This window comes from Nocardia sp. NPDC023852 (assembly GCF_040639505.1).
In the GTDB taxonomy this organism is placed as follows: Bacteria; Actinomycetota; Actinomycetes; order Mycobacteriales; family Mycobacteriaceae; genus Nocardia.
In genome coordinates this window covers 44948-66010 of sequence record NZ_JBFAAB010000023.1, presented here as the reverse complement: position 1 = coordinate 66010, position 21063 = coordinate 44948, and the positions used below count along the sequence as shown (strand labels likewise).

The following is a 21063-nucleotide window of genomic DNA, read 5'->3' as shown; positions in this document are numbered from 1 at the left end:
AAGGCTCGGGCGGTCGCTGGCCGAGCGCGGCGACCACAGGATGTTTGGGAACTGTTCGTGCCATGACCGGCGGCCTACGGGGGTGTTTCCCGTAGCACGTAGCCGACGCCGCGCACGGTGTGGATAAGCCGCGATTCGCCCTCGGACTCGGTCTTGCGGCGCAGGTAGCCGATGTACACCTCGAGGGCGTTTCCGGAGGTCGGAAAGTCGTAGCCCCACACTTCCTCGAGGATGCGGCTGCGGGTGAGCACCCGGCGCGGGTTCGCCATCAACATTTCCAGCAGCGAGAACTCGGTACGGGTGAGACTAATCTGGCGGGCGCCGCGGGACACCTCGCGTGTCACCGGATCCAGCGACAGATCGGCGAACTTCATTGCCTCCGAGACATCACCCGGATCCACGGTGGTACGTCGCAGCAAAGCACGCAGACGCGCCAGCAATTCCTCCAGCGCGAAGGGCTTCGGCAAATAGTCGTCGGCCCCGGCATCGAGTCCGGCAACCCGCTCGGACACCGAATCACGCGCCGTCAGAACCAGTATCGGGAGATCATCACCCGTGCTGCGCAGGCGCCGGCAGACTTCGAGCCCGTCCAGCCGAGGCATCATCACATCCAACACGAGCGCATCCGGTCGCTGGATGGTTGCTTTCTCCAGCGCGTCCACGCCATCCACCGCGAGATCGACGGAGTAGCCGTTGAAGGTGAGCGACCGCCGCAGCGATTCCCGGACGGCGCGATCGTCGTCGACTACCAGAATGCGCATGCCACCAGTTTGACCGCACCGACTGAGAGGTAACTGAGAGGGTCATCGATGACACGCCGCGGCGCGTCCTCGGCGAGCGGCCTTCGGCGCGTCACGTCGGCCGGCCTCGGTGACCAGCGACTTCCAGGCGGCACCGAGATGTTGACGCGTCCCTATCGCATTCCGATGCGAATCATGTTCTCTATAGCCATATTCGGTAATTTCCGGACCGGATCCCCCAGATTGCCGATGATCACTGTGCACGGTATGTTCCGTGCGGTAAAAAGAAGACCTCTAGTTGGTTCTTTGCGGGTTGAATCAATACTGAACAGCCACGCGCAACCGAGGTCACTCGCGAAGCGGAGGCGACGGAAGCGGATGGAAGCTGCACCGGGGTCCTGGCAATTCAGCCTGTCGAACTGGTCGGTCACCCGCAAGGTCGGCGTGGTACTGGTGCTTCCCGTGCTCTTGGCCACCGTCTTCGCCGTACTCCGAATCAACAACGAACTGCGTACCATGGCGCAGCTCGACGCGGCCACCGAACAAGCCATCCTCATCCGTCCGATCATCAAGTTCGGTTCGGCCACCGAACAACTCGGCGTCATCGCGACCGCCACGTGGGGCAACACCGCCGACCCGCAGACCGACGCCGCGCTGACGAAGTTCGACCAGGCGCTGGCCGACCTGGAGTCCGCGCTGCACGCCACCAAGGCCACCGGCCGGGTCACCTCGGAACTCGCCTCTGCCGTCGCAACCGGCACAACCATGCGCAACAGTCTGCGCAACGGCTCACCTGCGATGGTCGGCGAGCAGGCCGACGAGATCATGGTGCGGATCGGCAACGCGCTCGCGCTTTCCCCATCCGTGGACGACCTGGTCATCCAGCGATACTTCCAGCAGTTGGCGTCGGTGCAGACCGCGCGCCGCGTGCTCACCCAGCAGCGCATGCTGATCGGCTCGCCCGACGCGGGCCGTAACCCGAGCGTGCGACCACGCGTGCTGGTCGCCGCGGGCGCCGAGATCACCATGATCTACCAGTACGCGCAGATCCTGCCGGACTACGCGGGCAACATGCGCCCGCTGCTCGACGCGGTGCAAACCCGCCTCGGCACGTTCAGCCAGAACGTCGCCGATCCGGCGACCAACCCCGCTGTGCTCGACTCGCTGCTGATCAGTTCGGACACCTACGAGAAGACCACGGCGCAGCTGATCGACACCATCGACAAGGCACTGGCCGCACGCACCATCGAGGCGCAGACCGGCGCGCTGCGCGAGACGACGATCGTCATCGGCATGCTCCTCGCGGGCCTTGCGTTGGCTCTCTCCGTTGCGCGCACCCTGGTCGTCCCGGTCCGCCGCCTGCGCCGCGACGCGCTCGAGGTCGCACATGTCAAGCTGCCCGACGAGCTCGCCGTGGTGCGCGCGGGCGGCACTACCCCGGAGATCACCCCGGTCGGGGTGCACACGACTGACGAAATCGGCCAGCTGGCCCGGGCCGTCGACGAGATCCATGAGCAGGCCCTCAACCTCGCCGCCGACCAGGCCCGCATGCGTCTGCAGATCGGGAACATGTTCGAAACCCTCTCCCGCCGCAGCCAATCTCTCGTCGAGCAGCAGTTGGCGCTGATCGAGGACCTCGAGCACGACGAGGACGACACCGACCGGCTGCAAAGCCTGTTCCGCCTCGACCACCTGGCCACCCGCATGCGCCGCAACGGCGACAACCTGCTCGTGCTGGCGGGTACCGCGCTGCGCCGAGGTCTGCTGCACCCGGTGCCGCTGTCGGACATGCTGTGGAGCGCAGTCTCTCAGGTCGAGGACTACCAGCGAGCCGAGATCGGCGCGGTGCCCGACGGCATCGTCGCGGGCGAGCCCGCGGTGGACATCGAGCACCTGCTCGCCGAGCTGATCGACAACGCGCTGCGCTACTCCCCGCCGACTACGCCGGTCACGGTAACCGTGTCGCGCGCGGTGGACGGCGGCTACCTGATCGAGATCACCGACCGCGGCCTCGGCATGTCGCTGGAGGACCTACAGACGACCAATGACCGGCTTGCCTCCGGTGGTGAGGTCACCGTCGAAACCGCGCGCCGCATGGGTCTGTTCGTCGTCGGCCGACTGGCCAAGCGGCATACCATCACGGTCAGCCTGCGGCGCACCTCGACGATGGCGCAGCAGCCCGGCATCACCGCCAGCGTCCATCTGCCCGGCGCTCTGGTCGCGCCGCCGATGGACGCCACCGCCCCGGCAGGCAAGCCGCTCGACCTCACTGTCGAGCATCAGCTTCCCCCGCTCGCCCCACCACCCGCGGCGCAGCGGAACCTGGTGCCGGTACCGAGCTTGCCGCAGCGCGACACAGCGCGGTTCGGTGTGACGAGTTCCGGCTTGCCGCAGCGCCGACCGGTCGTTCGCGTCGCCGACGGACCCGACCAGCCCACGGTCTCCGCGCCGGTCGGCCGCGACGAAGACCCGGCGGATCAGCCTTCCACCCAGCCGTGGCCGGTGATCACACCCCGCGCGGAGGGCGACCGCGCGCCGATCGGTCCGCCAGCACCGGCCGCGAATGAGCAGTCCGGCGGTGGGAACCAGAAATCCACGCGCACAGATTTGTGGTCCGAGGTCGACGACAGCGACGAAATCACGGGCCCGAACCCGACGGTGCCGAGGGAAACCGCCGCACCCCAGACCACCGCCCGGTCCGGCCTGCCGATCCGGAAGCCGACCACCCCACCCGACGACGCGCCGCCAGACGGGACACCAGAACCCGCGACGGTCACCTCCCCCCGGCTGCAGCCGGTCGCCGGCGCGTCGCCGACCCCGATCTACCAGCGCATGGTCTCGGAATGGCTGGTCGAGCCCTCTACTTCGCAATCTTCGGACAGCACGTGGTCCTCGCCTGGTGACGCGGGCTGGCTGGCCGCCGAGGATGCCAGCCACCCGACGACGTCCGCGCGCACCGTCGGCGGCCTGCCGATTCGCAGGCCGGGCGCCCAGTTGGTGCCCGGTGGCCTGGCACCGACGGACGAAGCCGCGCCTCGTGATCCCGAAGAAATTCGCACCAACTTGACCAGGCATCTGAGTGGGGTCCGCAGCGGGCGGGCCAATGCGCAGTACAACGACGGAGGGCTCGCATGACCAACGCGAACAACAGCACCACGGACGAGAATCTGAATTGGCTGGTCGCCCGCTTCACCCGGGATGTGCCGGGTGTGTCCCACGCGGTGCTGGTGTCAGCGGACGGCTTATTGCAGGCCACCAGCCCGAATTTACCCAGCGACCGAGCCGAGCAGCTCGCCGCCGTCACCGCGGGACTCGCCAGCCTCTCCATGGGCGCGGCTTCCTTGTTCGACGGCGGCAAGGTGATGCAGTCGATCGTGGAGATGCAGCGCGGCTACCTGCTGGTGATGAGCGTCGGCAACGGCTCGCATCTGGCCGTGCTGGCCAACAAATCACACGACATCGGCCGCATCGGCTACGAGATGGCACTGTTGGTCGATCGGGTGGGCTCGGTGGTCACCGCCACCGCCCGTACCGCTGTCTGAGTGTGATGTCCAACCCATACGGACCCGGACCACGACCAGCCACACGCGTCCGGCCCTATGCCCTGACCTCAGGGCGTACCGAACCGGCGGTCGCGCTGCCGCTCGAGGCGGTGATCGAAACCCTGTCGTACACTGCACATCTCGACTGGCCGACCGGTGACATCCGAACTGAGATACTGCGACTCGGCGCGCACCAACTGTCGGTCGCCGAGATCGCGGCGCATCTCGACCGGCCTCTCGGCATGGTTCGGGTGGTGATCGGCGATCTCGTCGTCGACGGCACCGTGCGCGTCCATTCGACCCTGACCGACGAGGCGAGTTATGACGAGCGTCGTTCCCTAATGGAGAGGACATTGCGTGGACTCCGCGCCCTATAAGAATCTGGGGCCCAGTGGAAATCCCGGGCCAAGTGGGAATTCCGGACCGGGCGGCACCTCGGGGCCGGACGGCGTCGACAACCGGGTCGCTTCGACGAAGATCGTTGTCGCGGGCGGCTTCGGCGCGGGGAAGACCACATTCGTCGGTGCCGTGTCGGAGATAGTTCCGCTGCGCACCGAGGCGATGGTGACTCGCTTCTCCGACGGTATCGACGATCTCGCCGATACGCCGGAGAAGGAAACCACGACGGTCGCGATGGATTTCGGCCGGATCATCCTCCCTGGCAATCTGGTGCTTTATCTGTTCGGCACCCCTGGTCAGCGGCGTTTCTGGTTTATGTGGGACGACCTGATCCGCGGTGCGATCGGCGCCGTGGTGCTGATCGACACCAGGCGGCTGGAGGACAGCTTCGCCGCGGTCGACTTCTTCGAAGCCCGCAAGCTGCCGTTCCTGATCGCGGTCAACCGGTTCCCCGACGCGCCGCGCTTTCCCATCGCCGAACTGCGCGAGGCGCTTTCGGTGCGCGAGGGCGTGCCGATCGTGGATATCGATGCGCGCAACGCGCTCGAGGTGCGCCAGTCGCTGGCGGCGGTCACCGAGTATGCGATCGCCCAGCTCAAATCGGGCGAACTGGAAGGAACCGCCCGGCATGCATGAGGTCGCGGTGCTGGCCGCAGCCACCGACGCGAGCCCGGCCGTCGACCAGTTCGCCATGGGCTACTGGCTGGTCGTGCTGTCGTTGGGAATCTCACTGCTCGGCGCGTTGGTTGGGCTCGCATGCGTTGCGCACGCCGCGCGCTCGGCGCAGTTCCGGCTGGTGTGGCTGGCCTCCGCGGCGGTGTCACTCGGTGGAGTCGGGGTGTGGCTCGCGACGTCGGTAGCCATGCTCGGCCTGAAAGTTCCTGGTAGCGCGATTCGTTACGACTCGGGCAGGTTGGTCGCCGCCATGGTGGTCTCGATTGTCACGGTGTTCGCGACATTGCTCATCATTGGACGCAGCCTGCGCCTTCCGCTGCTGTTTTCCGGCGGCCTGGTACTGGGCCTCGGCATCGGACTGACGCACTACCTCGGTATCGGCTCGATCCAGATCCAGGGTTCGGTCGGCGTGACGATGTGGCTGGCCACCATCTCGGCCGTGATCGCGGTGATCACCGCGACGGCGACGTTGTGGTCCTTCCAGGCGCTGCGCCTCCCGCTGGCCCGGACCGTCACCTTGCTGCTATTCGGAGTCGGCGTGGCCGCGACGTACTACACCGCACTTGCCGCACTGCATTTCGATGTGGACCGGTCGGCGAAGGTGCCTTCGGGTGTGGAGTTGTTCGACTTCGTATTCCCGATGTTCGTCATCGGCTTGCTGGCGCTGGCGGTGCCGATCTCCGCGGTCCTGATCGCTCCGGACCGCCGCGAGTTCGCGACTGCGTCGAAGCGCCCGCGACCGAGGCTGGAGCCCGTGCGCTGACGTGAAGGCGGCACGACTCGTGCGCTGACGCGGATACGCTTGATCGGCCGAATCACGCTGAAGCCGACCTTATTCCGCGCTGCGGCCGACCTGGACCGGCGGATTCACCCGGAACGGACCCTGGAGTCCACATCGGACGCGGTCCAGTCGACCCCGGTTCCACGATGTCCGGGAATCCGCCGGTCGGCCGACTTACAGTGGGAGTCATGCGTTTCGGTCTGACCACGCTGCCGAACGCCCAGGGCCGCGGCGGGTTCGACTCCGTGGTGCGGAATCCGTTCGGCGGCGGCCTGACCCTGCCCGGTGGGTTGCCGCGGCCGAGGCGGATGATCGCTGGCGCACGGCATTTCGAGCATTCGGTGGACAGGAGGACTCGTAGGTGACGCCGGAACAAGAGGCAGTGCTGCGCGACATCCAGATTCAGCTGCGCGGGCCCGACCTGTCCGGGTGGCCACAGCTCGGCACCGAAGCGAACGGCCGCCATCGCACTCTGGTGGACGGGCTGGCCGCGGCGCTGATTCGGATCGAGCAGTTGGAGAGCGAGTCGGCCGAAATGCGAACGCAGATCGGCGAATTACGTACCGAGATCAGCGAACTGGAGGCTACGACGGCCGAGCTCGCCGACCGGGTGGAGCGGTGCAACGGGCGGGATTGGCCGTGGCCGCTTTCCCTGATCGAGGGGCCCGCTGCGCTGGTCGGTGAGCAGTTGGCTCGACTGGAGGCGCTGTTGCCACACTTGCCCGGTTTCCCGGGTCACGGTGGCGACAATCGGTGCGCCCCGAGCAGCAGCAGCGGGCCCACGGAGCTGACCTCGAAGAACTGACCGCCACACAGAGAGAACTGCCGTGAATACGCAACCGACTGCGGGAGAAAGGAATCGGAAGATCATCATCGGCGAGAAGCCGGAAACTTTGGCGATGAGCGGGTTCTCCTGGGGACCAGGAGAACCCGCCCTCCCGCATGAGGGTACCGGTGTCAGGCTACGAATGCATCACTTCCGCAGGACTTTTCCGCCTACAAAAACGAACTCTCAGTAGGTATTCCATCCACCAGCTATCTTGCCGCAATCACTTCATACGCCATGTTGCCATATGACATACGTCACATCGGTAGCCATCAGATTGCCGCTTCGCCGCGTCGCGCTCACAAACTTTTTCTCAGATTCGCGCTGTCGCCGGTTCGGGTCCATCGACCATCGACCATCGACCGACGCGTTCGGCACCTACGGCATTTCGCGGCCCGGCGCGCCTCCGAGCAGCCGACGCCTCCACGACGAAGTCGCCGGCGTCGGTCGCTCGGACGCGAGCCATCAGGGGGCCGAGACCACGCAGCGCCGCAGGCGCTGCAGAACAAACACAGTGTCAGATCAGGCCGCGCCGCACGGCAGCGACCAGCCTGCGCGGCACTCGGCGCACGACGCCCCCGACTGTCACCGACACCAGATCCGGAGGGGTCGCCTTCCAGTTCGCCCGGCGGCTACGGGTGTTCGACCGCGACATCTTCCGCTTCGGAACCGCCATGTCAGACCTCCCTCTTGGGCGCGACGCGCTTGCCGTACTTGCGCTCGAACTTCTCCACCCGACCCTGGGCGTCCAGCACGCGGTGGGCGCCGGTCCAGAACGGGTGCGAGTCGGCGGTCACATCCACCGTCAGCAGTGGGTAGGTGTTGCCGTCGGTCCACTCCACAGTGCGCGCGCTGGTGGCGGTGGATCGAGTGCGGAACCGCTTTCCGGTGCTCGCGTCCTCGAAGACCACCGGGTGATATTCCGGATGGATACCCTTCTTCATTTCGCCTCTCCTCTCGAGCTCTTTCCGTCTTCCACAGGCACGCCCGCCGTCTCGTCGTTCTCGCACGGGTCGGCGTGCCACTCCCCGAACGGGTCCTCCCATTCGGCAACCCGATCCGGCGCCCGCTCGACCAGCCGCAGTTCCTCGTCTTCCACCAGCGCCCAGTGCAGCGCCGCGCGGATATCGGCAGGATCCGCGTCGTGTATCAGGATCGCCAGCGAGATGTCCCGGTCCCCGAAGCGCTCGTCCCAGCGCATCGCGGCCATCGCCCTCCGCTCCGGATCCGCCTCGGCCAATTCGTCCTCGGACATGGCCGCCAGCCAACGCCCCGCGCCGCCAACTCGCAGGCCGCCGCCCGCGGACTCCAGCCACACCACCTCGTCGGGCTGAGTGGCCAGCCAGATCCGCCCGCGGGCGGTCACCACGCCCTCGAACAGCACGTCCAGTGCCTCGTGCAGGCGGGCGGGGTGGAACGGCCTTCCGGCGGCGAATTCCATGAGCACGACACCGTAGTCGCTGGTCAATGGCGGTCGGCCGCGCAGAAGCGGTGCGTGCGCGTCGAAGACCCGGCCGCGCCGCGAGTCCGCGGGGACGCGCTCGAGCAGCGTCTCGACGCAAGTGAGCGTGAGTTCGCTCGGATTGTCCACCCAGACGACCGGCGCACCGGGCGCCAGGCGGGCCAGCACGGCGGCGAGCTTGCCCCGATCCGCCTGCACGCCGCCCGCCATGTCTACGGCGCCCACAGCGAACACGACATCGGCAAACTCGACCTGACCGACGGCCAGCTGCGCGACCGTCCGGTCATCGTCGGCGTAGGCGAGACCGCGCTCGGCGAGGGTCTCGTCACCGGTCGCATCGGCCAGCCAAGCGGCGGAGTCCAGGCAGGTGAGTACCGCCTGCACACGCACGTCTCGCCCGGCCGGACCGTCAAGGCGACCGATCACACCGGTGACCACCACCTGCTCGATGGCCTGGCATACGGCTTCCGCCTCGAAGGCGGGGTCCAGCGCGAGCACGATGCGGTCGACCGAGTCGCGCTGGGCAAGCGTGCACAGCAGTGGGAGCAGGTCCATGCGCAGCGTGCAGGAGACGCAGCCGTGCGCGAGTTCGAGCACGGCCGAGGTCTCCTGTGTCGCTGTGCGCACCGTGCGGTGCACGACACCTTCCCGCAGCTGGGCTAGATCGTGTCGGACGACGACGGTGCCCGCCGTCTCGCGCAGCGCGGCGGCCGCGTGATCCACGCCGTCCGCGGCGAGTCCCGCGAAGCCGGCGAGTACCACCACAGGCGTCCTCCGGTCGGACTCGGGTGGGAGCAGGGCGGAATCCACCGAAACCCCTTTCGGTAACGATTTTCATTTGCTGTTGAGCAACGGTACATTGTCGAACAGCCGTTGTCGAAAATGATTGTCATCTACTGGAGGGAGTCCGCATGTCGGCCCACTGCCAGGTCACCGGGCGCAAACCCGGATTCGGCAAGTCCGTGTCGCACTCACACAAGCGGACCAGCCGGCGCTGGAACCCGAACGTCCAGCGCAAGACCTACTACCTGCCCAGCGAGGGCCGTCGCATCACGCTGACGGTCTCCGCCAAGGGCATCAAGACCATCGACCGGGACGGAATCGAGGCTGTAGTTGCCCGAATCCGGGCGCGCGGCGACAAGATCTGAGGAGCATTCCCATGGCGTCGAAATCGACCGACATCCGCCCGATCGTCAAGCTGAAGTCGACGGCGGGCACCGGGTATACCTATGTGACCCGCAAGAACCGCCGCAACGACCCGGACCGCATGGTGCTGCGCAAGTACGACCCGGTCGTGCGCAAGCACGTCGACTTCCGTGAGGAGCGCTGAGATGGCCAAGAAGTCGAAGATCGCGCGCGACCAACAGCGCAGGGCGATCGTGGCACGCTACGCCGAACGTCGCGCCGAACTGAAGGAGCTCATCCGAAATCCGGGCACGTCGGACAGTGGCCGCGCGGCTGCCCAGGCCGAACTGCGACGACAGCCGCGAAACGCCAGTCCGGTAAGATTGCGCAATCGGGACGCCGCCGACGGACGACCGCGCGGTCATCTCAGGAAGTTCGGACTCTCCCGTGTGCGTGTGCGCGAGATGGCCCACCGGGGTGAATTGCCCGGTGTGCACAAATCGAGCTGGTAAACAACCACTGATCTCGTGAGAAGGAACCCGTCATATGGCAGTAAAGCGAGCACCGTCTAAGAAGGTTCGCGCCGAGCAGGCCCGCCGTCCCAAGAAGAACCCGCTCATCGCCGCGGGTATCGAGACGGTCGACTACAAAGACGTGAACCTGCTGCGTACGTTCATCTCCGACCGCGGCAAGATTCGCAGCCGCCGAGTCACCGGACTCACCCCGCAGCAGCAGCGTCAGGTCGCTATCGCGGTGAAGAACGCCCGTGAGATGGCGCTCCTGCCGTTCACCAGCCGGTAGGCACGAGCTCCGACACCAACGGAAACGCAAGCCCCCCGATGCGCGAGCGCCGGGGGGCTTGTCGTCGCTGCCGAGGAAGCCGACTCACAGGATGGACAGCAGCCCGCGCCGAACGGACAGCTACGCCAACTAGGACAGCTACGCCAACTAGGGTTGAGGGCATGGATCGGATCCCGGCCGGACGCGCCGTCGCAGCTGTCGCCGTAGTGCTCGCCTGTCTCACCGCCGCAGGCTGTGGTGGCTCGAACGACGATGGGAAACAGCAGAACACGAGCACCACGAGTGCCACGGCACCGAGTACGCCGATAGAGGACCCGAAAGGCAACCAGGGCAACGGGTTCACTGCCGACCCGACGATCGTCAGCCCGCACCCGATCCCGTTCAGATCATGGACGAGGTTGGCGGACAACCGGATCGCGGTGAATTTCGAGACAGGAGCGCCGGAGTGTTACGGCGTGGACGCATCGGTCACCGAGACCGATGCGACAGTGACCATCGAACTCCGCTCGGGCACCCGCGCAGACGCAGTGGGCCGAATGTGCACGATGATAGCGGTTTTCGGCACCTTGGAGGTGCAGCTGAAAGCGCCGCTCGGCAACCGGACAGTACTCAGCGCAGTCTAGTAGGACAGTCCGGGCGTAGGGGCTGGCTGTCACCGCGCGCGTTCACCCATCGCGTCGAACAGCGCGGAGGCGTACGGCGTCGAGGTTCTGGACGCGCTGTTCCACGCGGTCGGCAACATAGCCACGGCCGGTGGCTGCCTGTGCAGTACCTGGCCGCCGTGGTGATCGACCAGGGGCCCGGCGAGGCCGCCGACCACGCCATGATCCACTACGTGGCGCCGGTCGGGGAGAAAAAGAACGCGGTCGAGCGGGTGTTCTCCGCCATTCGGACCGGCGACCGGCAACCTGTCGCCCAACTGTAGGCACGAACGTACAAACGTAGACCGGCCAACACCGGCACAACGGACGACATGGGAGTTCATGAGCCCACGGTCCGGCTACGCGGATCAGGGGTCGCCGTAGCAGCCGGCGAAAACTGGGGCGGACAGTGCGGCGACCCCTACGAAAACCGAACGCCGTGTCGAATCAATAGCCCGACACGGCGTTTCTGGTCGACTGCCGACCTCAGTGGGCGAAGTGGCGCGCGCCGGTGAGGTAGAGGGTTACGCCCGCTTCGCGGGCGAGGTCGATTGTCTCCTGGTCGCGGACGGAGCCGCCGGGTTGGACGATGGCGCGGACGCCGGCCTGAATCAGGGTTTGCGGGCCGTCCGGGAACGGGAAGTAGGCGTCGGAGGCGGCCACCGAGCCCTTGGCGCGATCTCCGGCCCGCTGAACCGCGAGGCCGACCGCGTCCACTCGATTGACCTGACCCATGCCGACGCCAACGGACGCGCCGTCGTGGGCGAGCAGGATCGCGTTGGACTTCACGGCACGGCAAGCGCGCCAGGCGAATTCGAGATCGGCCAGGGTTTCCGGGTCGGCGGGCTCGCCCGCGGCCAGGGTCCAGTTGGCCGGGTCGTCGCCGATGGCGTCGAGCACGTCGCGCTGCTGCAGCAGCACACCTCCACTGATCGGGCGCAGTTCGGCGCCCCCGCGACGCGGCGGCTGCGCGACCAGGATGCGCACGTTCTTCTTGCGCTGCAACACTTCCACGGCGCCATCGGCGTAGGAGGGAGCGACGATCACTTCGGTGAAGATCTCAGCGACCTGCTCGGCCATCTCAACGGTGACCTCGCGGTTCGCGGCGATCACACCGCCGAACGCGCTGACCGGGTCGCAAGCGTGCGCCTTGCGGTGGGCCTCGGCGAGGTCGGCGCCGACCGCGATCCCACAGGGGTTGGCGTGCTTGATGATCGCGACGGTGGGAGCGTCGTGGTCGAACGCGGCACGCCATGCCGCGTCGGCGTCGACATAGTTGTTGTACGACATATCCTTGCCGTGCAACTGCTGTGCCTGCGCCAGCCCGAGACTGCCGTCTCCGTTGGTGTACAGCGCGGCGGCCTGGTGCGGATTCTCGCCGTAGCGCAGTACCGCCGACTGCTCCCAGGTGCCGCCGAGCCACTCAGGGAACTGGATCGCCGCGTCGGCGTGCTCGCCATCGACGGCGAGCACAGTGGTCATCCAGCCGGCAACCGCCACGTCATAGCTCGCGGTGTGCTGAAAAGCCTTGGCCGCCAGTGCCATTCGCTCGGCAAGTGTGAAGCCGCCGGACTTCACCGCAGCCAGCACGTCGTCGTAGTCGCCGCTGTCGACGACCACGGCCACCGAAGGATGGTTCTTCGCAGCGGCGCGCACCATGGACGGACCGCCGATATCGATCTGCTCGACGCACTCGTCCTGGCTCGCCCCGCTCGCCACGGTCTGGCTGAACGGGTAGAGGTTCACCACGACCAGCTGGAACGCCTCGACGCCGAGTTCGATCAGCTGGTCGACGTGCTCCTGCTTGCGTGAGTCGGCCAGGATGCCCGCATGCACCCGCGGGTGCAGCGTCTTGACCCGACCGTCCAGGGTCTCCGGGAATCCGGTCAGGTCCTCGACCTTGGTCACCGGGATGCCCGCTTCGGCGATCTTGCCCGCGGTGGACCCGGTCGAGACCAGCTCGATGCCCGCGGCGTGCAGACCGGTCGCGAGCTCGATGAGGCCCGTCTTGTCGTAGACGCTCACCAGCGCCCTGCCGATCGGCTTGCGTTCACTCACCGGAGAACTCGCTCATCTGGGATAACTGCCTTTCGTCCGTCGGAGACAATGCCTCGCGTCGCGACGGCGGCGACAACCTCCGCCAGCAACCGTCGCTCGACAACCTTGATGCGTTCGTGCAGGGTGGCCTCGTCGTCACCGGGCAGCACCGCGACCGCCTCTTGCGCGAGGATCGGCCCCGTGTCCACACCCGCGTCGACCAGATGGACGGTGGAGCCGGTGACTCGCACCCCGTAGGCCAGCGCGTCGCGGACCGCGTGCGCGCCAGGGAACGCGGGAAGCAGCGCGGGGTGGGTGTTGAGGATTCGGCCGCCGAACCGATCCAGGAAAGCGGGCCCGAGAAGTTTCATGAAACCTGCCGACACCACGAGGTCGGGGTCGTAGGTGGCGACCGCGTCGGTGAGCGCGACATCCCACGCGGCGCGGTCCGAAAAGTCCTTCAACGCCACTCGGAAGTGCGGCACGCCCGCGGCGTCGGCGTACCCGGTGGCGGGGCAGCTGCGGTCGACGCCCACCGCGACGACATTTGCCGGATAGTCGACCGTGGAGGTGGCCTCCAAGAGCGCGCGCAGCAGCGAGCCGGTACCCGACGCGAGCACGACGACGGTCGCCGGGGCCGCTGCGGGCATCCACGGGGCGTGCTGAGGCGTCAGCGCTCTACTCCTGCGGTCGATCGGATGGCGGACGGGATGCGACACCGCCGGGTTAGAGCCTAACGACCGTCTACCCGGTCGCTGTCCGGCAGGTCCGCCTCGACCACTTCGGCGTCGACGATGTCGGGTGCGTTTTCGGCGTGGTACCCGCGAGTGATCGCGATCGCGGGCTGTTCGTCCACGAGTTCACCTTCCAGCTCCGGCCCGTCGTCACCGTACTCGTCGTCGTAGTAATAGTCGTCGGCGTCGTAGTCGTCGTGGTGATCCGCGTCGGTGTAGTAGTCGTCGTGGTATTCCTCGTCGGAGTAGTACTCCGTGTCCTCGTCGTGATAGTCGTCGTACGGATCGGTGTAGTCGGCGGGCGGAGCACCGACCGGGTCGATATACCAGCGAGCGAACGTCAAACCCACATATCCGGGGATGGCGAGCCATGCGAAAGTGATCATCGCGAAGATCGGCAGGTCGAGCCCGACCCGACCGAACGCGCCGAGCTCACCGCCCGCGACGGCGCCGAGCACCGTGGAGGCGAAGGCGGCCAGCCCGGCCGAGGTCAGCGTGGCCCAGGGCGCGGTGATCCGGTCGGTCGAGGTCCGAGCACAGTCCAACCCACCGAGCACCCCGATCGCCGCAGGGACGACCAACAGCACCACCCACCACCCCGCCGCAGGTCCGGTGGGAACCGCGGCCAGCAGCGGCACAGCCGGAATGGGGCCGCCCACGACAGAGAACACCCCGAACGAGGCGACGCCGAACTGCGCGCTGGATCCGACCAGCACACCGACGGTCTGGACCGCGAGGTTCGGCAGATAGGCCAGCGAGAGGAGGGTCAGCCCGATCACTCCCGCGGCGTTACCCGCCGACTGGTAGGTATCGCCCAGCCGAGAGATATGGGCGACGAACGACACCAGTACGACCGCGGTGGCGCAGGCCAGCAGGCGAAAAACGGACCGGCCGGCGCCATAGAGTCCCGAGACGACCCAGTCGGGCAAGCTCAGCAGCACGAAAAGCCGGCGCCGGATGCTGGTCGCGATACCTGCCACGGCGGCGAGCAGATATAACCCGCCCACCCAAGCGAACGCAGCGAGGGTGTTCGGCGGTTGCAGCGCGATGACACCGGAAGCGTCCTCGGCGACCGCCAGACATATCGCGGTGACCAGCAGCGGACCAGCCAGCGCGGCGCCGACGATCCAGCCGAGATCGGCCCTGGTGCTGTTCGATTCCACGGCGCGTGCGCATTCGCGGCCGGCAAGCCAGACCAGCAGCGCTGTGGGCAACAGTGGGAGAAGGTGGAGTGGGGTCTTACCGATCACCAGCGGAACCTGATGCATGCCCAGCCATCCGGCGGCGATCGCACCCGAGGTGCCCGCCAGATTGCTTCCTGCGGACAGTAGTGCGCCGAGCGCGAGAATGATCATGGTGATCAGTGCGAACGTCGCGGGGCGTCCGGCGACCGAGACGAGCACCCTGGCTCGTTCGGGGGTAAGCGACAGAAACCCGGTCTCGTCCGCGTCATGGCGTGGTTGCGGCGCCCGCGACCTGCCCGTACGGCGCGCCGGGAAGTTTCTGGGGTAGCTCATGGCTTTTCAGCGTGGCAGCTTCCCCGGCGCGACCGAGTCAGGCGCGCCGGGTGCGGCCGCCGCGCCGAGGAAGGTGCCGCTGTCTTACTTGTTGTCGTCCGAAGGACGGAATGCCTGTGTGGCGTCGGAGGACGGATCGCTACCCTGTTCGCCGCCGAACGGCTGGCCCTGCTGGCCCTGCTGCTGACCGAAGCTCGGCGAACCGTACGGCGACTGCTGGCCGGGCTGCTGACCACCGAACTGCTGGGTCGAGCTCTCGTCCGGGCGCGGCTGCGCGCCATAGGGTGAACTCGGCTGGGAGGCGCCGTAGGCAGTGGTCGGCTGACTTTGCCCGTAGGGTGACTGCGGCTGACCATAGGACTGGCCCGGCTGCCCCTGACCATAGGTCGGCTGACCCGGCTGGTTCTGCCCGTAGGGCGAAGGCTGCGACGGAAACTGCGGCGCGCCGGACTGGCCACCGAAGCCGGACTGCCCGTAGGGGCTGCTCTGTCCGTAGCCGGGCTGGTTCGGCGGGCTCTGCCCGAAGGACGGCTGACCCTGCCCGAACTGCTGCTGGCCGTAGCCACCTTGACCGAATCCGCTGGGGGTGGCCGGGCGGGGCGCGGGTGCCTTCACAATGCCCGCCTCGAACAGCAGCGCGCCGATCGCGACCGCGGCCTGCGCGAAGGCGAGCACGAGCACGACGTACGCGCCCCACTTCAGCACGGTGCCCTCACCGAAATTGAAGGACTGGAACAAGAGCGCGAAAAAGCCCGCGGTCGATGCCGCCGCGGCCGCCCCGATCCAGCTCTGCTTCGGCAGCAGGGACAGACCCGCCAGCAGGCCACCGAGCAGCAGCAGTCCGAGCAGTGGCGAGCCGGACGCCACCTCGAACAACTTCGCCGTCTCCGGGCTGCTCACCCGGGTACCGCCGAAGTCGACCGGCTTGCTACCGAGGAACGGGAGAAAGCCGAGCAGGAAGTTGATCACGCCGAGCGCCGCTACGCCGACCGCCAGGAAGAACGGCAGACCTTTGGCATCGGAACCGGTAGCGCTCGAACCTGAACTCGCACCACCCGCCGAGGGGCCTTGGGTGGATGGTGCTGAAGGCGCGGGTTGGTTGTACCCGGAGCCCCCGGTCGGGTATGACATGTCGTCGTCTCCTAGGTCGAGTCGTACAGGGTCTTCACGGCTGGATCTCTCTGTTCTGACGCTACTGCACTCCCTCGCTCAGGTCACCTTCGACCGACTGGCCGGACGGCCGGATCTGCCGATGCCCGGCAGGTCGCGAGCCGTTTGCGGGTGGACGCCGGAGCACACGATAGAAGCCGCGGGAGTCTTCGCTCGGGCGTGCTGCTGGACACATCAAGCGCATTCCCCGCCGACGCCGTCGTAATCGGACGATTCGCCGCCGTCCGCACCGACGTCGTCCTCGTGCAGCACTCACCGAGCTGCTGGTACGGGACAGAGCGACCGAGTCCGTCGCGGCGGGGCCGTCCCCATGCCGTGAACGGGCGGCGGTGAGCACGGCGGTAGCGATGATCCGTGCGCTGGTCATGGTGGCTCGTTTCACACTGCCGGATTTCTCAGTACCGGGGAATGAGCGACGAGGCGCCTGTCGAGCATGGATCAGTGGGATGAACGAGGGGGTAGCGAAATGGCGGCTGTGACGTTCCTGCACCCCTGCGGCAATTCGACTCCGCTCCACTCGACCGCGGAGATGAACCCCCCGGGGGTCTGTCTCGTGTCGATAAGGAGGAAGAAGACAGAGGTTCCCGACGAGCCCGGACGAATAGTGCCGCGCGTGGCTGGTCAGGAAGCTCGGCTTCTGCCCGAGCCGAGCCCACCGCCACACATGACGAAGGCCGCCTCCCGAATTCGGAGGCGGCCTTCGTTCGTCTCGCGGATCAGGCGCTGATGCTGGCCTTCTCCAAGATCTCGCGAGCCAGCGCGGCGGTCTCGGACGGCGTCTTGCCGACCTTCACGCCCGCGGCCTCCAACGCGTCCTTCTTCGCCTGGGCGGTGCCCGACGAACCGGAAACGATCGCGCCCGCATGGCCCATCGTCTTGCCCTCGGGGGCGGTGAAGCCCGCGACGTAGCCGACGACAGGCTTGGTGACGTTGGCCTTGATGTAGGCTGCGGCCCGCTCCTCGGCGTCGCCGCCGATCTCGCCGATCATCACGATCAGCTTGGTCTCCGGGTCCTTCTCGAACGCCTCGATGGCGTCGATGTGGGTGGTGCCGATGACCGGGTCGCCGCCGATGCCGATCGAGGTGGAGAAGCCGAAGTCACGCAGCTCGTACATCATCTGGTAGGTCAGCGTGCCCGACTTCGAGACAAGGCCGATCGGGCCCTTGCCGGTGATGTTGGCCGGGGTGATGCCGACCAGCGACTCGCCCGGGGTGATGATGCCGGGACAGTTCGGACCGATGATCCGGGTCTTGGCGCCCTTCTCCACGTTGTAGGCCCACGCGTACGCGGTGTCCTGCACCGGGATGCCTTCGGTGATGACCACGAGGAGCGGGATCTCCGCGTCGATGGCCTCGATGATGGCGTCCTTGGCGAATTTCGGCGGCACGAACGCGATGGACACGTCGGCGCCGGTCTTCTCGATGGCCTCGGCGACGGTGCCGAACACCGGAAGCTCGACCGCGTTGCCGTCCTTGTCGGTGTGCGCGACGGTGCTGCCCGCCTTGCGCGCGTTCACACCACCGACGACCTGGGTGCCGGCCTTCAGCATCAGCGCGGTGTGCTTGGTGCCCTCGCCGCCCGTGATGCCCTGGACGATGACCTTGGAATCCTTGTTCAGGAAAATAGACATTCTTTTCGTCCTTACTCGGCCGTCGTTATCGGGCGGCTGCCAGTTCGGCGGCCTTGTCGGCGCCTTCGTCCATTGTCTGCGCCAGCGTCACCAGCGGGTGCGCGGCGTCGACGAGGATCTTGCGGCCCTCGTCCACTCGGTTGCCATCCAGCCGGACCACCAGCGGCTTGTTCGCGTTGTCGCCCAGGATCTCCAGCGCCTTGACGATGCCGTTGGCGACCGCGTCGCAGGCGGTGATGCCGCCGAAGACATTGACGAACACGCTCTTGACCTGCTCGTCGTTCAGGATGACATCGAGGCCGGCGGCCATCACCGCGGCCGAGGCGCCACCACCGATGTCCAGGAAGTTGGCAGGCTTCACGCCGCCGTGACCCTCCCCCGCGTAAGCGACGACGTCCAGGGTCGACATGACCAGACCCGCGCCGTTGCCGATGATGCCGACCTCACCGTCGAGCTTGACGTAGTTGAGGTCGTTCTCCTTGGCCTTGAGCTCCAGCGGGTCGGTCGCGTCCTTGTCCGCGAACGCCTCGTGGTCCTCATGGCGGAATTCGGCGTTCTCGTCCAGGGTGACCTTGCCGTCCAGCGCGAGGATCTCGTTCTGCGGCGTGCGCACCAGCGGGTTGACCTCGACCAGGGTGGCGTCCTCCTTGACGAACACCTCCCACAGTTTCTGGATGGTCACGGCCGCGGCGTCCAGCACGTCGGCGGGCAGATGGCCCTGCTCGGCGATCGACCGCGCGAACGCCAGGTCGACGCCCTTGACCGCGTCGACCGGAACCTTGGCCAGCCGCTCCGGCTTGGTCGCGGCGACCTCTTCGATTTCCATGCCACCCTCGACCGAGCACATGGCCAGGTAAGTCCGGTTCGCACGATCCAGCAAGAAGGAGATGTAGTACTCCTCCGCGATGTCCTTCGCCTCGGCGACCAGGAGCTTCTTGACGATGTGGCCTTTGATGTCCAGGCCGAGAATGTTCTGCGCGTGCGTGAGCGCGTCGTCCGGGGTGGCGGCATACTTGACGCCACCCGCCTTGCCGCGGCCACCGGTTTTGACCTGGGCCTTGATCATCACCGGCTTGCCGATTTCCTCCGCGATGGCGCGGGCTTCGACGACCGTGTCCGTGACGCGGCCCTCGGACGAAGGCACTCCGTGCTTAACGAAGAGCTCCTTCGCCTGATATTCGAAGAGATCCATGTATTCACCGTCTCGTCTGCGTTGTGATGACAACGTCTTTGTTGGCGGCCCGACGTCGGAAGCGGGTCGGGTCGGACTCTAACCAGTCACATGGACGGCCAATCGGCCACATACATCCTAAGTGGCGCAGGTCACGGAGCGGCGCCGACAACGGTAAAACCGCTGGCCAACGCTACCGATGAGTAGGTTGCCGACGCCGCGCCAGGTAGAGCCGCCGAACCCGGAGGAGGTGTCGGCCTACTACAGCCCGTCGTCGAATGACCTCTCTCGAGTGCCCGTAGCGAGGTGAGATATTCCGCAGGGCGAGCGTGATGAATATCACATGTTTGAATAGGAGTCGCGCAGCGCTTGTGGGCACGCAATCGTTTCGTTACCGTCATTGCGGTCGATGTCACAACACGGTCACGACGAGGAGGACGGCAAGCCTTGACGCAGCACAGCACTCCGCAGACGGAGAGCCGCTCCGCATATGACCGACCGACACCGCTGACCAGCGGATATTCGAATATCTTCCGCTTCACGATGCGGCACCGCCGATGAACCATCGCTCTACCTTCGCTACCGATGATCGCGCGCTGTCGGCACATCGTTACCGCCTCGACAGCGAGTCCTTCGGCGTGACCGGCGGACCCGCGACCCCGTCGATGGACCGGCATCGGAACTCGCAGTACAGCGCGACCCCCGCGGCGGTACCGCAGGCCGAATACGGCTACGACGCAGCGGGCGAAAGCGACACCCCCGTCGACAACTCGCACTACAACAGTGCGGCTTACCAGAACGCCGGCTACGACAACGCCTGGGCTGCGGACAACGAGTCCGGACAGCAGGAGTGGCAGGATAACTCCTGGTCCGACGGTGGTGCATGGGACTCCGGCAATGCGTGGGCCGAAGAGAGCTCTTGGGCGCCCGAGGAGAACTCGTGGGTGTCCGAAGACGGCGGCTGGGCTTCAGAGGAGAGCTGGGCGCCCGAGGTCACCGAACCCGAGTCGGACACTCCCGCCGGGCCCACGGTAATCCCCGCCCGTCGCGGCTCGAACAAGCGTGGTGGCGCGCACCGCCTGCCCGCACCGCCCGCCGCCCTCAAGGGGCGCGCCGCGGTCGCCGCGGTTGCCGCCGGCGCGGTCGTCGCCGCCGGCCAGGCCGCTTTCGCTGCGCCGGAGCAGCCGTCACAGACGGTCGACTACGAAGCCGCAGGCCAGGTCCACGAGATCGCCGCGCAGTCGATGAACGTGGCCGACCCCAGCGCCTCGCCGGAATCGCCGCAGGTCCTGAATGTTTCGGCGCCGGCCGATCTCGGCCAGTTCAACGACATCCTGCATAAGGGCCAGAAGTACGCCGAGGACCTCGCCGCCCAAGAGGCCGCGAAGCTCCGTCCGCTCTTCACCAAATTCGCCGCGGGTACCTTCACCTCCGGATTCGGCGCCCGCTGGGGTGTGCAGCATCTCGGAATCGATATCGCGGGACCGATCGGCACCCCGATCTACGCCGTCGCCGACGCCACCGTGGTCGAGGCCGGTCCCGCTGCGGGCTTCGGCATGTGGGTCCGTCTGCTGCACGACGACGGCACCATCACCATCTACGGCCACATCGACACCGCCACCGTCTCGCAGGGCCAGCGCGTGATGGCAGGCGACCAGATCGCCACGATCGGCAACCGCGGCTTCTCCACCGGCCCGCATTGCCACTTCGAGGTCTGGCTGCACGGCGTCGACAAGGTCGATCCCCTCCCCTGGCTGGCGAGCCGCGGCATCAGCCTCGGCCCTCAGCGCGACTGATCGGTCGGGATACGA

General features: G+C 66.9%; 24 protein-coding genes. 14 read left to right on the top strand and 10 right to left on the bottom strand.

Annotated elements, in window-relative coordinates; translation table 11 throughout:
* Nucleotides 1-74: 74 nt before the first annotated feature.
* The gene (locus AB0H00_RS25320; RefSeq protein ID WP_357270808.1) at nucleotides 75-761 is read right to left on the bottom strand and encodes a response regulator transcription factor; all 687 of its coding nucleotides are present in this window, start codon (nucleotides 759-761) and stop codon (nucleotides 75-77) included.
* Nucleotides 762-809: 48 nt separating this feature from the next.
* On the opposite strand from AB0H00_RS25320, the gene AB0H00_RS25315 reads away from it, so the two are divergent.
* From AB0H00_RS25315 to AB0H00_RS25285, 7 genes are all read left to right on the top strand, one after another.
* Nucleotides 810-3875, top strand: a complete 3066-nt coding sequence (locus AB0H00_RS25315; protein WP_357270805.1) for an ATP-binding protein — start codon at nucleotides 810-812, stop codon at nucleotides 3873-3875.
* On the top strand, nucleotides 3872-4282 hold the full coding sequence (locus tag AB0H00_RS25310) for a roadblock/LC7 domain-containing protein (RefSeq protein WP_327110218.1): 411 nt from the start codon (nucleotides 3872-3874) through the stop codon (nucleotides 4280-4282). The genes AB0H00_RS25315 and AB0H00_RS25310 overlap by 4 nt, the downstream gene beginning before the upstream one ends.
* Nucleotides 4283-4287: 5 nt before the next feature.
* Nucleotides 4288-4659: a DUF742 domain-containing protein gene (locus AB0H00_RS25305; protein ID WP_357270802.1), complete on the top strand. Its 372-nt coding sequence runs from the start codon at nucleotides 4288-4290 to the stop codon at nucleotides 4657-4659.
* Between the two features lie 100 nt (nucleotides 4660-4759).
* Nucleotides 4760-5317, top strand: a complete 558-nt coding sequence (locus AB0H00_RS25300; RefSeq protein ID WP_357270899.1) for an ATP/GTP-binding protein — start codon at nucleotides 4760-4762, stop codon at nucleotides 5315-5317.
* Nucleotides 5310-6119: an MHYT domain-containing protein gene (locus AB0H00_RS25295; RefSeq protein WP_357270799.1), complete on the top strand. Its 810-nt coding sequence runs from the start codon at nucleotides 5310-5312 to the stop codon at nucleotides 6117-6119. Before AB0H00_RS25300 ends, AB0H00_RS25295 begins: the two co-directional genes overlap by 8 nt.
* A 206-nt stretch (nucleotides 6120-6325) precedes the next feature.
* Complete coding sequence (locus AB0H00_RS25290) at nucleotides 6326-6502, top strand: hypothetical protein (RefSeq protein WP_357270796.1); 177 nt, start codon at nucleotides 6326-6328, stop codon at nucleotides 6500-6502.
* Entirely contained in the window at nucleotides 6499-6942 is a 444-nt protein-coding gene (locus AB0H00_RS25285; RefSeq protein ID WP_357270793.1) for a hypothetical protein, read from the top strand. Before AB0H00_RS25290 ends, AB0H00_RS25285 begins: the two co-directional genes overlap by 4 nt.
* Before the next feature lie 538 nt (nucleotides 6943-7480).
* On the opposite strand, the gene rpmF is transcribed toward AB0H00_RS25285, so the two are convergent.
* Genes rpmF through AB0H00_RS25270 form a run of 3 tightly spaced genes read right to left on the bottom strand, consistent with a single transcriptional unit; the run spans nucleotide 7481 to nucleotide 9235 of the window.
* The gene (gene rpmF / locus AB0H00_RS25280; RefSeq protein WP_357270790.1) at nucleotides 7481-7639 is read right to left on the bottom strand and encodes a 50S ribosomal protein L32; all 159 of its coding nucleotides are present in this window, start codon (nucleotides 7637-7639) and stop codon (nucleotides 7481-7483) included.
* Nucleotide 7640: 1 nt separating this feature from the next.
* A complete protein-coding gene (locus AB0H00_RS25275; protein ID WP_357270787.1) occupies nucleotides 7641-7907 on the bottom strand; it encodes a type B 50S ribosomal protein L31 in 267 nt (88 codons plus the stop codon).
* Nucleotides 7904-9235: a GTP-binding protein gene (locus AB0H00_RS25270; RefSeq protein WP_357270785.1), complete on the bottom strand. Its 1332-nt coding sequence runs from the start codon at nucleotides 9233-9235 to the stop codon at nucleotides 7904-7906. The genes AB0H00_RS25275 and AB0H00_RS25270 overlap by 4 nt, the downstream gene beginning before the upstream one ends.
* 101 nt (nucleotides 9236-9336) lie before the next feature.
* Between AB0H00_RS25270 and rpmB the strand changes: the two genes are divergently transcribed.
* From rpmB to AB0H00_RS25240, 6 genes are all read left to right on the top strand, one after another.
* Complete coding sequence (gene rpmB / locus AB0H00_RS25265) at nucleotides 9337-9573, top strand: 50S ribosomal protein L28 (protein ID WP_067474136.1); 237 nt, start codon at nucleotides 9337-9339, stop codon at nucleotides 9571-9573.
* A gap of 11 nt (nucleotides 9574-9584) precedes the next feature.
* Nucleotides 9585-9755 carry a 50S ribosomal protein L33 gene (gene rpmG, locus AB0H00_RS25260; RefSeq protein WP_195094943.1) on the top strand — a complete coding sequence of 57 codons (171 nt, stop codon included), beginning with the start codon at nucleotides 9585-9587 and terminating at the stop codon, nucleotides 9753-9755.
* 1 nt (nucleotide 9756) lies between these two features.
* On the top strand, nucleotides 9757-10062 hold the full coding sequence (gene rpsN / locus AB0H00_RS25255; protein WP_357270781.1) for a 30S ribosomal protein S14: 306 nt from the start codon (nucleotides 9757-9759) through the stop codon (nucleotides 10060-10062).
* A gap of 34 nt (nucleotides 10063-10096) precedes the next feature.
* Nucleotides 10097-10351: a 30S ribosomal protein S18 gene (rpsR, locus tag AB0H00_RS25250; protein ID WP_024802192.1), complete on the top strand. Its 255-nt coding sequence runs from the start codon at nucleotides 10097-10099 to the stop codon at nucleotides 10349-10351.
* Nucleotides 10352-10512: 161 nt separating this feature from the next.
* On the top strand, nucleotides 10513-10974 hold the full coding sequence (locus AB0H00_RS25245) for a hypothetical protein (protein ID WP_357270777.1): 462 nt from the start codon (nucleotides 10513-10515) through the stop codon (nucleotides 10972-10974).
* A gap of 140 nt (nucleotides 10975-11114) precedes the next feature.
* On the top strand, nucleotides 11115-11276 hold the full coding sequence (locus AB0H00_RS25240; RefSeq protein WP_357270774.1) for a hypothetical protein: 162 nt from the start codon (nucleotides 11115-11117) through the stop codon (nucleotides 11274-11276).
* Nucleotides 11277-11478: 202 nt separating this feature from the next.
* Here the strand turns inward: AB0H00_RS25240 and purH are convergent, their stop codons facing one another.
* The 6 genes from purH to sucC form a co-directional block, all read right to left on the bottom strand.
* A complete protein-coding gene (gene purH / locus AB0H00_RS25235; protein WP_357270771.1) occupies nucleotides 11479-13050 on the bottom strand; it encodes a bifunctional phosphoribosylaminoimidazolecarboxamide formyltransferase/IMP cyclohydrolase in 1572 nt (523 codons plus the stop codon).
* Nucleotides 13047-13679: a phosphoribosylglycinamide formyltransferase gene (purN, locus tag AB0H00_RS25230; RefSeq protein WP_357270768.1), complete on the bottom strand. Its 633-nt coding sequence runs from the start codon at nucleotides 13677-13679 to the stop codon at nucleotides 13047-13049. Before purN ends, purH begins: the two co-directional genes overlap by 4 nt.
* Nucleotides 13680-13762: 83 nt before the next feature.
* Nucleotides 13763-15280, bottom strand: coding sequence for a DUF6350 family protein (locus tag AB0H00_RS25225; RefSeq protein WP_357270765.1), 1518 nt, complete (start codon nucleotides 15278-15280; stop codon nucleotides 13763-13765).
* Between the two features lie 84 nt (nucleotides 15281-15364).
* Nucleotides 15365-16411: a DUF5336 domain-containing protein gene (locus tag AB0H00_RS25220; RefSeq protein WP_357270762.1), complete on the bottom strand. Its 1047-nt coding sequence runs from the start codon at nucleotides 16409-16411 to the stop codon at nucleotides 15365-15367.
* A 755-nt stretch (nucleotides 16412-17166) separates the two neighbouring features.
* A complete protein-coding gene (gene sucD, locus AB0H00_RS25215) occupies nucleotides 17167-18081 on the bottom strand; it encodes a succinate--CoA ligase subunit alpha (protein ID WP_357270759.1) in 915 nt (304 codons plus the stop codon).
* A 25-nt stretch (nucleotides 18082-18106) separates the two neighbouring features.
* Nucleotides 18107-19273 carry an ADP-forming succinate--CoA ligase subunit beta gene (sucC, locus tag AB0H00_RS25210; RefSeq protein ID WP_357270756.1) on the bottom strand — a complete coding sequence of 389 codons (1167 nt, stop codon included), beginning with the start codon at nucleotides 19271-19273 and terminating at the stop codon, nucleotides 18107-18109.
* A gap of 536 nt (nucleotides 19274-19809) precedes the next feature.
* Between sucC and AB0H00_RS25205 the strand changes: the two genes are divergently transcribed.
* A complete protein-coding gene (locus AB0H00_RS25205) occupies nucleotides 19810-21048 on the top strand; it encodes a M23 family metallopeptidase (protein WP_357270753.1) in 1239 nt (412 codons plus the stop codon).
* Nucleotides 21049-21063 lie beyond the last annotated feature (15 nt).

Bases quoted from the DNA above. Each gene is read 5' to 3' on its own strand.
- AB0H00_RS25320 (WP_357270808.1), bottom strand. From the start codon at position 761: ATGCGCATTCTGGTAGTCGACGACGATCGCGCCGTCCGGGAATCGCTG.
- AB0H00_RS25315 (WP_357270805.1), top strand. From the start codon at position 810: ATGACACGCCGCGGCGCGTCCTCGGCGAGCGGCCTTCGGCGCGTCACG.
- AB0H00_RS25310 (WP_327110218.1), top strand. From the start codon at position 3,872: ATGACCAACGCGAACAACAGCACCACGGACGAGAATCTGAATTGGCTG.
- AB0H00_RS25305 (WP_357270802.1), top strand. From the start codon at position 4,288: ATGTCCAACCCATACGGACCCGGACCACGACCAGCCACACGCGTCCGG.
- AB0H00_RS25295 (WP_357270799.1), top strand. From the start codon at position 5,310: ATGCATGAGGTCGCGGTGCTGGCCGCAGCCACCGACGCGAGCCCGGCC.
- AB0H00_RS25290 (WP_357270796.1), top strand. From the start codon at position 6,326: ATGCGTTTCGGTCTGACCACGCTGCCGAACGCCCAGGGCCGCGGCGGG.
- rpmF (WP_357270790.1), bottom strand. From the start codon at position 7,639: ATGGCGGTTCCGAAGCGGAAGATGTCGCGGTCGAACACCCGTAGCCGC.
- AB0H00_RS25275 (WP_357270787.1), bottom strand. From the start codon at position 7,907: ATGAAGAAGGGTATCCATCCGGAATATCACCCGGTGGTCTTCGAGGAC.
- rpmB (WP_067474136.1), top strand. From the start codon at position 9,337: ATGTCGGCCCACTGCCAGGTCACCGGGCGCAAACCCGGATTCGGCAAG.
- rpmG (WP_195094943.1), top strand. From the start codon at position 9,585: ATGGCGTCGAAATCGACCGACATCCGCCCGATCGTCAAGCTGAAGTCG.
- rpsN (WP_357270781.1), top strand. From the start codon at position 9,757: ATGGCCAAGAAGTCGAAGATCGCGCGCGACCAACAGCGCAGGGCGATC.
- rpsR (WP_024802192.1), top strand. From the start codon at position 10,097: ATGGCAGTAAAGCGAGCACCGTCTAAGAAGGTTCGCGCCGAGCAGGCC.
- AB0H00_RS25245 (WP_357270777.1), top strand. From the start codon at position 10,513: ATGGATCGGATCCCGGCCGGACGCGCCGTCGCAGCTGTCGCCGTAGTG.
- purN (WP_357270768.1), bottom strand. From the start codon at position 13,679: ATGCCCGCAGCGGCCCCGGCGACCGTCGTCGTGCTCGCGTCGGGTACC.
- AB0H00_RS25225 (WP_357270765.1), bottom strand. From the start codon at position 15,280: ATGAGCTACCCCAGAAACTTCCCGGCGCGCCGTACGGGCAGGTCGCGG.
- AB0H00_RS25220 (WP_357270762.1), bottom strand. From the start codon at position 16,411: ATGTCATACCCGACCGGGGGCTCCGGGTACAACCAACCCGCGCCTTCA.
- sucD (WP_357270759.1), bottom strand. From the start codon at position 18,081: ATGTCTATTTTCCTGAACAAGGATTCCAAGGTCATCGTCCAGGGCATC.
- sucC (WP_357270756.1), bottom strand. From the start codon at position 19,273: ATGGATCTCTTCGAATATCAGGCGAAGGAGCTCTTCGTTAAGCACGGA.
- AB0H00_RS25205 (WP_357270753.1), top strand. From the start codon at position 19,810: ATGAACCATCGCTCTACCTTCGCTACCGATGATCGCGCGCTGTCGGCA.